The following is a 6,000-nucleotide window of genomic DNA, read 5'->3' as shown; positions in this document are numbered from 1 at the left end:
GGCGCTGGACGGCGAGGTGGACTGCACCGAACAGCCGGAGCGGGCCCTCGCGGCCGGGCTGCTGCCGTGGCTGCGTACCGGCGCGGCGACGCGGGCGGCCCGGGCGCACGTGCGGGCGTACCGCCGGCACCGGCGGGAGCGGTCGGCGTTCCCGCTGCTCGCCGCGCACCTGCGGTTCTGCGCGCTGGGCGGACATGTGGCGCACGGGTTGGCCGTGCTCGCCGAACAGCTGCCCCGGCTGGACCACCCGGCGGACGATCTGTCCGCGATGGAGTTCGCCGCCGCCGGGTCGCTGCTCTGCGCGCTCGCCGTCGAGGCCGGTCTCGGCGACCGCCGGATCCACCGGCCCGGTCACGGCCCCCGACCGGCGGCCGAGGTGGACGTGGCCACCCTCGGCGGGCACCTGCAGGCCCTGGCCACCACGCTCGCCGGCAGCTTCGACGCCCGCAACGGCACCGGCCACCAGTCCGGCCGGATCGCCTCCTGGCTGGCCGAACGGCCGCTGGCCGAGCCGGCGCCGCTGCCCGCCGAGGACGAGCTCGACGGCGACGCCGAGGACGACCCGGCCGAGCCGGGACCGCCGGGCGAGGAGGAGGTGACGCCGCTGAGCCTGGCGCTGCTCACCGCCGCCTTGGACGCGCGGGGCGACGCGTACGCGGTGGAACCGGACGGCACCGTGATCGGGCGGTGGGGCGCCGCGGTGATCCAGTTCCGCCGGCTCGGGCAGCAGGGGGAGATCCTGCACGCCCGGGCGGTGGGCACCCGGCGGCTGCCGGCCACCCGGCGGGCCGAGGCGTACGCGTTCTGCAACGCCTGGAACCACGACCGGCTGCTGCCGGCCGCGTACGTGCACGAGCCGGGCGACGGGGCGCTGGTGCTGGCCGCCGACGTGACCACCGACCTGGCGCACGGGGTGGCCCCGGCCCAGCTGGCCGTGCTGGTCACCGCTGCGGTGAGCACCGGGGTGGCGTACGCCGAGGCGGTCGCCGCGCTGCCCGAGGGCTAACATCGCCGGCGTGTTCGTGGTGACCCTGAGCTACCTGACCGACCTGGACCAGGTCGACGCCGCCCTGCCCGACCACCTGGCCTGGGTGGAGCGCCAGTACGCCGACGGCGTCTTCCTCGCCTCCGGCCGCAAGGTGCCGCGTACCGGCGGGGTGATCCTGGCCGCCGGGCTCGACCGCGCCGAGCTGGACCGGCGGCTGGCCACCGATCCGTTCGCCGAGCGGGGCGTGGCCGCGTACGAGGTCACCGAGTTCGTCGCCGGCCGGGTCGCCGACGGCCTGGCGCACCTGCGGGAGGGCTGACCGCCGGAGCGGCCGGTCCACCACGGGCGGTGGACCGGCGCGCGGAGCGGTCGGGGTCAGACCTCGACGACGGTCGGAACGATCATCGGCCGGCGGCGGTACGCGTCGTTGACCCACCGGCCGACGGTGCGCCGGACGATCTGCTGGAGCTGGTGCGGGTCGGTGATGCCGTCCGCAGCGGCCCGGTTGAGCGCCTCGGTGACCAGCGGGACCACCGGGCTGAACGCCTCCGGGTCCTCGGAGAAGCCCTTCGCGGAGACGGTCGGCCCGCCGACCACCTTGCCGGTCACCGAGTCGACGACCACGGTGGCGGCGATGAAGCCGCCGTCGCCGAGGATCCGCCGCTCGGTGAGCAGCGACTCGCTGACGTCGCCGACGGCCAGTCCGTCCACGTAGACGTACCGGCTCTTCACGTGGCCGACCAGGCTGGCCCGCCCGTCGACCAGGTCGACGACGTCGCCGTCCTCGCAGAGCACCACCCGGTCCGGCGCGACGCCGGACTCGATGCCGAGGCGGGCATGCGCCCGCAGGTGCCGCCACTCGCCGTGCACCGGCATCAGGTTGCTCGGGCGGGTGACGTTGAGCAGGTAGAGCAGTTCGCCGGCGGGGGCGTGACCGGAGACGTGCACCTTGGCCACGTCCTTGTGGATCACCGTGGCGCCGGCCCGGGCCAGCCGGTTGATCACCCGGTAGACCGAGGTCTCGTTGCCCGGCACCAGGGAGCTGGCCAGCACCACCGTGTCGCCGGGGGCGATGGTGATGTGCCGGTGGTCGCCGCTGGCCATCCGGCCCAGGGCGCTCATCGGCTCGCCCTGGGAACCGGTGGACATCAGCACGATCTGCTCGGGCGGCAGCGTGGTGGCCTCCTCCAGCCCGACCACCAGGCCGGGCGGGATGTTGAGCAGGCCGAGGTCGCGGGCGATGCCCATGTTGCGGACCATCGACCGGCCGATCAGCGCCACCTTGCGGCCGTGCTCGACGGCCGAGTCGAAGACCTGCTGCACGCGGTGCACGTGCGAGGCGAACGAGGCGACGATGATCCGACCGCGCGCCTTGGCGAAGATCGAGTCGAGCACCGGCCCGATCTCCCGCTCCGGCGTCACGAAGCCGGGGATCTCAGCGTTGGTGGAGTCGGACAGCAGCAGGTCCACGCCCTCGGCGCCGAGCCGGGCGAACCCGGCCAGGTCGGTGATCCGGCCGTCCAGCGGGAGCTGGTCCATCTTGAAGTCGCCGGTGTGCAGCACCAGGCCGGCGGGGGTGCGGATGGCCACCGCCAGGGCGTCCGGGATCGAGTGGTTGACCGCGAAGAACTCGCACTCGAACGGGCCGAGCCGCTCCCGCCGCCCCTCGGCGACCGTCAGCGTGTACGGCTGGATCCGCCGCTCGGCCAGCTTCGCCTCGACCAGGGCCAGGGTGAACTGGGAGCCGACCAGCGGGATGTCCGGCTTGTGGGCGAGCAGGTACGGCACCGCGCCGATGTGGTCCTCGTGCCCGTGGGTGAGCACGATCGCCTGCACGTCGTCGAGCCGGTCCAGGATCGGGCCGAAGTCGGGCAGGATCAGGTCCACGCCCGGCTGCTCCACGTCGGGGAAGAGCACCCCGCAGTCGACGATCAGCAGCTTGCCCTCGTACTCGAAGACGGTCATGTTCCGGCCGATGGCGCCGAGCCCACCCAGCGGGATGATCCGCAGGCCGCCCTCCGGCAGCGGCGGGGGAAGTTCACCCTCGATGTGCGCCTCGGTCACGCGTCCACCTCATTCTGCGACGCCGTCACGCGGCGTCCGTCGTGTCGTTCGGTCATTCGGGAAGGGGCAGGCCCGCCGCCGCGCAGTCGGCGCGCAGCTGGGCCAGTTCGTCCGCGGTGGCGTCCACCAGCGGCGGCCGCACCGGGCCGGCCGGCAGCCCCTTGGCCGCCAGGCCCGCCTTCACCAGGATCACGCCCTGAGTGCGGAAGATGCCGGTGAACAGGGGCAGCAGCCGACGGTGCAGCGCCAGCGCGCCGGCGACGTCCCCCGCCTCGTACGCCTCGATCAGCTGCTTGGTCTGCACCCCGGTGAAGTGGGTCGAGGTGCCGACCACGCCCACCGCGCCGACCGCGAGGGCGGGCAGGGTCAGCGAGTCCTCGCCGCTGTAGTAGGCCAGGTCGCTGCGGCTGAGCACCCAGGAGGTGGCGGTGAGGTCGCCCTTGGCGTCCTTGACCGCGACGATTCGGCCGTGCTCGGCCAGCTTCACCAGGGTGTCGGTGGCGATCGCGGTGCCGGCCCGGTGCGGGATGTCGTACAGCATGATCGGCAGCCCGGTGGCGTCGGCGACCGCGGTGAAGTGCCGCAGCAGCCCGCTCTGCGGCGGCTTGTTGTAGTACGGGGTGACCACCAGCAGGCCGTGCGCGCCGGCCTTCTCCGCCTGGGTGGCCAACTCGATGGTGTGCCGGGTGTCGTTGGTGCCGACGCCGGCGATGATCCGGGCCCGGTCGCCAACCGCCTCCGCGACCGCGCGGATCAGGGACTCCTTCTCCGCGTCGGTGGTGGTCGGCGACTCGCCGGTGGTGCCGTTCAGCACCAGCGCGTCGTTGCCCTGCTCGTCGACGAGATGGCGGGCCAGCCGGACGGCGCCGTCCAGGTCCAGGGACCCGTCGGCGGTGAACGGGGTCACCATGGCCGTGATCAGTCGCCCGAAGGGGCGCGACGCGCCCCGGTCCGGGGCGGCAGGGTGGTCGTGCGTCATGTTCACAACCTAGCGGACGACCACCGGGGCCCCGGCGGCGAAGGGCGCAGGACTCACTCGGCGTGCGGGCTGGCGGCCACCTCGGTGCCGTCGGGCAGCGTGGAGATCACGAAGTCGGCGAAGACGTTCGGCGCGACCCCCTGGAGCTGCCGCAGGCACTCGATGGCCAGCTCGCGGATCTCCACGTCGGCGTGCTCGGTGGCGCGCATCTTGATGAAGTGCCGCCAGGCCCGGTAGTTGCCGGTGACCACGATCCGGGTCTCGGTGGCGTTGGGCAGCACCGCGCGGGCCGCCTGCCGGGCCTGCTTGCGGCGCAGCGTGGGGTTCGGCTCGTCGGTGAAGCGGGACTCCAGCCCCTCCAGCAGCTCGGTGTACGCCCGGACGGCCGCCTCGGTCGCCTCGACGAACTTCTTGTGCAGCTCCGGGTCGTCCGCGATCACCGCGGGCTCGACCATGGCGGCGTCCCGCTCCGGCACGTACCGCTGGGAGAGCTGGGAGTACGAGAAGTGCCGGTGCCGGATCAGCTCGTGGGTGAAGGACCGGGACACCCCGGCGAAGTAGAAGCTCACCGAGCCGTGCTCCAGCACGGAGAGGTGGCCCACGTCGAGGATGTGCGCCAGGTAGCCGGCGTTGGTGGCGGTGGCCGGGTTCGGCTTCTTCCAGCTCTGGTAGCAGGCGCGCCCGGCGAACTCGGCGAGGGCCTGGCCGCCCTCGGCGTCGGTCGACCACGGCACGTCGTCCGGGGCCTGGAACTGGGTCCACGCGATCAGCTTGACCTGGGGCTGCACCATCTCCGGCATTCCTGCGACTGTAGTGGCCGCTGCGCCGCTCGCGAAACGTGGGCACGCCGACGTGAATCGCCGCACCACAGCGAATCTTGGACACTTCGCGTCCGTGGCGCGCGGCAAGTGTCCAAGATCTCGCAGCGGGACCGACCCCGAGCGGGTCTCTTCGACCGCCTTTCGAGCTGAGTCGTTCGTGACGTCAGGCTGGCCGGCCGCTGACGGCCCGTTCGCCGGGGCCGCCGTGATCGACCCGGTTCGCCGCAGAGCGCGGCAATCGACAGCGTGGGCACCCCGCCATGCCGCAGACCGGGTGGATCACCGGGCGCGCGCCGTCCCGACCCGGCGATGTCACCGCCGACTCAGCTCGAAAGGGCGTCGCAACCCCATGCCGGCCCCGCCCGCGGCTGGCAGGGCCGGGGCGTCGTCAGGGCCGGGGATCGGTCAGACGTAGAGCGAGGTGAACGGGGCCCAGGGCAGGTTGCGGACCACCGAGAAGGCGAACCAGACCGCCAGGAAGGCGCCGATCACCCTGGGGCTGAGCCGCAGCTCCGGCAGTCGCCAGCCGAACGCCCGGTTCCCGGCCCAGGTGACGAAGAGGTACGCCAGGAAGGGCAGCGCGAAGACGAAGAGGAAGTGGTGCCGGGCGGCGGCGGGCAGGTCGCCGTGCAGCACGTACCAGAGGGCCCGGGTGCCGCCGCAACCCGGACAGTCCAGCCCGGTGGTGAGCTTGAGCAGGCAGGTCGGGCGGGCGTCCGGCTCGGCGTTGGTCGGGTCGCTCACCAGCGCGTACGCCATGCCGACGCCGACGCAGCCGAGCGCCGCGAGGGGCACCGCCCAGCGCGGGGCGCGGGCGTGCAGGCGCAGCACGAGTCGGGTGAACCGGTCCGGCTCGACCGGGGGGTAGGCGACCCCGGCCGGCCAGTGCGGCGAGCCGGCGGGAGCGGCAGCGGCGTACGGGCCGGGGACCGTCTGCGGGTCGGCCGGGGCGCCGGGCCGGTCAACGCTCGTCACGCGCTCACCGTACACCCGCCACGCCCACCAGCGCGGCGGCCAGCGGAGCCGCCAGATCGCCGCCCTCCGGCGGGGCGTCTCGGTGGACCTGGGCGCCAGCTCGATCGACGTCGAGGTGGTGAACGGCCGGCTGGAACCGGTGGCCGCCTACACCGAGCAGGCCGACATCCGCT

Annotated in this window: 6 protein-coding genes; 2 read left to right on the top strand and 4 right to left on the bottom strand. The window is 73.8% G+C overall.

Annotation, left to right across the window (positions count from 1 at the left end; all coding sequences use genetic code 11):
- Both ACWEVO_RS27710 and ACWEVO_RS27705 read left to right on the top strand, forming a co-directional pair.
- Positions 1-1,006 (top strand): YbjN domain-containing protein (locus ACWEVO_RS27710; RefSeq protein WP_452310430.1); only part of this gene is annotated, 1,006 nt, incomplete at its 5' end.
- Between the two features lie 10 nt (positions 1,007-1,016).
- Positions 1,017-1,307: a YciI family protein gene (locus ACWEVO_RS27705; protein WP_452310429.1), complete on the top strand. Its 291-nt coding sequence runs from the start codon at positions 1,017-1,019 to the stop codon at positions 1,305-1,307.
- Between the two features lie 56 nt (positions 1,308-1,363).
- Here ACWEVO_RS27705 and ACWEVO_RS27700 read toward each other — a convergent pair whose 3' ends face one another.
- The 4 genes from ACWEVO_RS27700 to ACWEVO_RS27685 form a co-directional block, all read right to left on the bottom strand.
- Positions 1,364-3,052, bottom strand: coding sequence for a ribonuclease J (locus ACWEVO_RS27700; protein ID WP_452310428.1), 1,689 nt, complete (start codon positions 3,050-3,052; stop codon positions 1,364-1,366).
- A 52-nt stretch (positions 3,053-3,104) separates the two neighbouring features.
- Positions 3,105-4,031, bottom strand: a complete 927-nt coding sequence (dapA, locus tag ACWEVO_RS27695) for a 4-hydroxy-tetrahydrodipicolinate synthase (RefSeq protein WP_452310427.1) — start codon at positions 4,029-4,031, stop codon at positions 3,105-3,107.
- Between the two features lie 53 nt (positions 4,032-4,084).
- Positions 4,085-4,822, bottom strand: a complete 738-nt coding sequence (thyX, locus tag ACWEVO_RS27690) for an FAD-dependent thymidylate synthase (protein ID WP_452310431.1) — start codon at positions 4,820-4,822, stop codon at positions 4,085-4,087.
- A 435-nt stretch (positions 4,823-5,257) separates the two neighbouring features.
- A complete protein-coding gene (locus ACWEVO_RS27685) occupies positions 5,258-5,842 on the bottom strand; it encodes a DUF2752 domain-containing protein (RefSeq protein WP_452310426.1) in 585 nt (194 codons plus the stop codon).
- Positions 5,843-6,000 lie beyond the last annotated feature (158 nt).

It is taken from the genome of Micromonospora sp. NPDC003776, from assembly GCF_053605645.1.
Note: the sequence above shows the minus strand (reverse complement) of the source record. Positions and strands in the feature narration are given on the sequence as shown.

Bases quoted from the DNA above. Each gene is read 5' to 3' on its own strand.
- dapA (WP_452310427.1), bottom strand. From the start codon at position 4,031: ATGACGCACGACCACCCTGCCGCCCCGGACCGGGGCGCGTCGCGCCCC.
- thyX (WP_452310431.1), bottom strand. From the start codon at position 4,822: ATGGTGCAGCCCCAGGTCAAGCTGATCGCGTGGACCCAGTTCCAGGCC.